The sequence below is a fragment of the Guptibacillus hwajinpoensis genome (assembly GCF_005144865.1).
GTDB classification, from domain to species: Bacteria; Bacillota; Bacilli; order Bacillales; family Guptibacillaceae; genus Guptibacillus; species Guptibacillus hwajinpoensis_A.
The window spans coordinates 1-2,999 of the sequence record NZ_SWFM01000016.1 but is presented as its reverse complement, the minus strand read 5'-3'; the positions used below and the strand labels follow the sequence as shown (position 1 = coordinate 2,999).

At 52.7% G+C, this 2,999-nt stretch carries 1 rRNA gene; it reads right to left on the bottom strand.

The features are described 5' to 3' along the window. Nucleotides 1-3: 3 nt before the first annotated feature. Nucleotides 4-2,933 (bottom strand): 23S ribosomal RNA (locus tag FBF83_RS20490). Nucleotides 2,934-2,999 lie beyond the last annotated feature (66 nt).

The following is a 2,999-nucleotide window of genomic DNA, read 5'->3' as shown; positions in this document are numbered from 1 at the left end:
TTTTAGGTTAAGCCCTCGATCGATTAGTATTCGTCAGCTCCACGTGTTGCCACGCTTCCACCCCGAACCTATCTACCTCATCATCTCTAAGGGATCTTACCAGCTTAATGCTGTGGGAAATCTCATCTCGAGGGGGGCTTCATGCTTAGATGCTTTCAGCACTTATCCCTTCCACACGTAGCTACCCAGCTATGCTCCTGGCGGAACAACTGGTACACCAGCGGTGTGTCCATCCCGGTCCTCTCGTACTAAGGACAGCTCCTCTCAAATTTCCTGCGCCCGCGACGGATAGGGACCGAACTGTCTCACGACGTTCTGAACCCAGCTCGCGTACCGCTTTAATGGGCGAACAGCCCAACCCTTGGGACCTACTTCAGCCCCAGGATGCGATGAGCCGACATCGAGGTGCCAAACCTCCCCGTCGATGTGGACTCTTGGGGGAGATAAGCCTGTTATCCCCAGGGTAGCTTTTATCCGTTGAGCGATGGCCCTTCCATGCGGAACCACCGGATCACTAAGCCCGACTTTCGTCCCTGCTCGACTTGTAGGTCTCGCAGTCAAGCTCCCTTGTGCCTTTACACTCTGCGAATGATTTCCAACCATTCTGAGGGAACCTTTGGGCGCCTCCGTTACACTTTAGGAGGCGACCGCCCCAGTCAAACTGCCCACCTGACACTGTCTCCGCACCGGATCACGGTGCTGGGTTAGAATGTCAGTACAGCCAGGGTAGTATCCCACCGACGCCTCCATCGAACCTGGCGGTCCGACTTCTATGGCTCCTACCTATCCTGTACAAGCTGTACCAAAATCCAATATCAGGCTACAGTAAAGCTCCATGGGGTCTTTCCGTCCTGTCGCGGGTAACCTGCATCTTCACAGGTACTATAATTTCACCGGGTCTCTCGTTGAGACAGTATCCAAGTCGTTGCACCTTTCGTGCGGGTCGGAACTTACCCGACAAGGAATTTCGCTACCTTAGGACCGTTATAGTTACGGCCGCCGTTTACTGGGGCTTCGATTCAGAGCTTCTCCCGTAAGGGATAACCCCTCCTCTTAACCTTCCAGCACCGGGCAGGTGTCAGCCCCTATACTTCGCCTTACGGCTTTGCAGAGACCTGTGTTTTTGCTAAACAGTCGCTTGGATCTTTTCACTGCGGCTCCCCTGGGCTATAAACCCGAGGAAGCACCCCTTCTCCCGAAGTTACGGGGTCATTTTGCCGAGTTCCTTAACGAGAGTTCTCCCGATCGTCTTAGGATTCTCTCCTCGCCTACCTGTGTCGGTTTGCGGTACGGGCACCTCTTTCCTCACTAGAGGCTTTTCTTGGCAGCGTAGAATCAAGGACTTCGGTACTAAATTTCCCTCGCCATCACGACTCAGCCTTCACGGTGAACGGATTTGCCTATTCACCAGCCTAATCGCTTGGACGCGCATTTCCAGCAGCGCGCTCTCCCTATCTTTCTGCGTCCCCCCGTCGTTCAAACGGAAAGGAGGTGGTACAGGAATATCAACCTGTTATCCATCGCCTACGCCTTTCGGCCTCGGCTTAGGTCCCGACTAACCCTGAGCGGACGAGCCTTCCTCAGGAAACCTTGGGCTTTCGACGGACAAGATTCTCACTTGTCTTTCGCTACTCATACCGGCATTCTCACTTCTAAGCGCTCCACCAGTCCTTTCGGTCTGACTTCACAGCCCTTAGAACGCTCTCCTACCATTGTCGTAAGACAATCCACAGCTTCGGTGATACGTTTAGCCCCGGTACATTTTCGGCGCAGCGTCACTCGACCAGTGAGCTATTACGCACTCTTTAAATGATGGCTGCTTCTAAGCCAACATCCTGGTTGTCTAAGCAACGCCACATCCTTTTCCACTTAACGTATACTTTGGGACCTTAGCTGGTGGTCTGGGCTGTTTCCCTCTCGACTACGGATCTTATCACTCGCAGTCTGACTCCCGCGGATAAATCGTTGGCATTCGGAGTTTGACTGGATTCGGTAATCCGGTAAGGACCCCTAGTCCAATCAGTGCTCTACCTCCAAGATTCTTGCCGCGAGGCTAGCCCTAAAGCTATTTCGGAGAGAACCAGCTATCTCCAGGTTCGATTGGCATTTCACCGCTACCCACACCTCATCCCCGCATTTTTCAACATGCGTGGGTTCGGGCCTCCATTCAGTGTTACCTGAACTTCACCCTGGACATGGGTAGATCACCTGGTTTCGGGTCTACGACCACGTACTATTTCGCCCTATTCAGACTCGCTTTCGCTGCGGCTCCGCCTTATCAGCTTAACCTTGCACGGGATCGTAACTCGCCGGTTCATTCTACAAAAGGCACGCTGTCACCCATTAACGGGCTCCAACTAGTTGTAGGCACACGGTTTCAGGTTCTCTTTCACTCCCCTTCCGGGGTGCTTTTCACCTTTCCCTCACGGTACTGGTTCACTATCGGTCACTAGAGAGTATTTAGCCTTGGGAGATGGTCCTCCCGGATTCCGACGGGGTTTCACGTGTCCCGCCGTACTCAGGATCCGTCTCGGAGGGCAGCGGATTTTGACTACAGGATTGTTACCTTCTCTGATGGACCTTTCCAGGTCGCTTCGTCTATCCGTGCCTTTGTAACTCCAAAGAGACGTCCTACAACCCCAGAGGGCAAGCCCTCTGGTTTGGGCTGATTCCGTTTCGCTCGCCGCTACTCAGGAAATCGCGTTTGCTTTCTCTTCCTCCGGGTAATGAGATGTTTCAGTTCCCCGGGTCTGCCTTCCATTCCCTATGTATTCAGAAATGGATACTATCCTATTAAAGATAGTGGGTTCCCCCATTCGGAAATCTCCGGATCAAAGCGTACTTACAGCTCCCCGAAGCATATCGGTGTTCGTCCCGTCCTTCTTAGGCTTCTAGTGCCAAGGCATCCACCGTGCGCCCTTAGTAGCTTAACCTTAGATTCATTAGACTTGATTGCTCAAGCTAACTCCTCGAGTTATTACTAAGTGTTGCATAAAAAA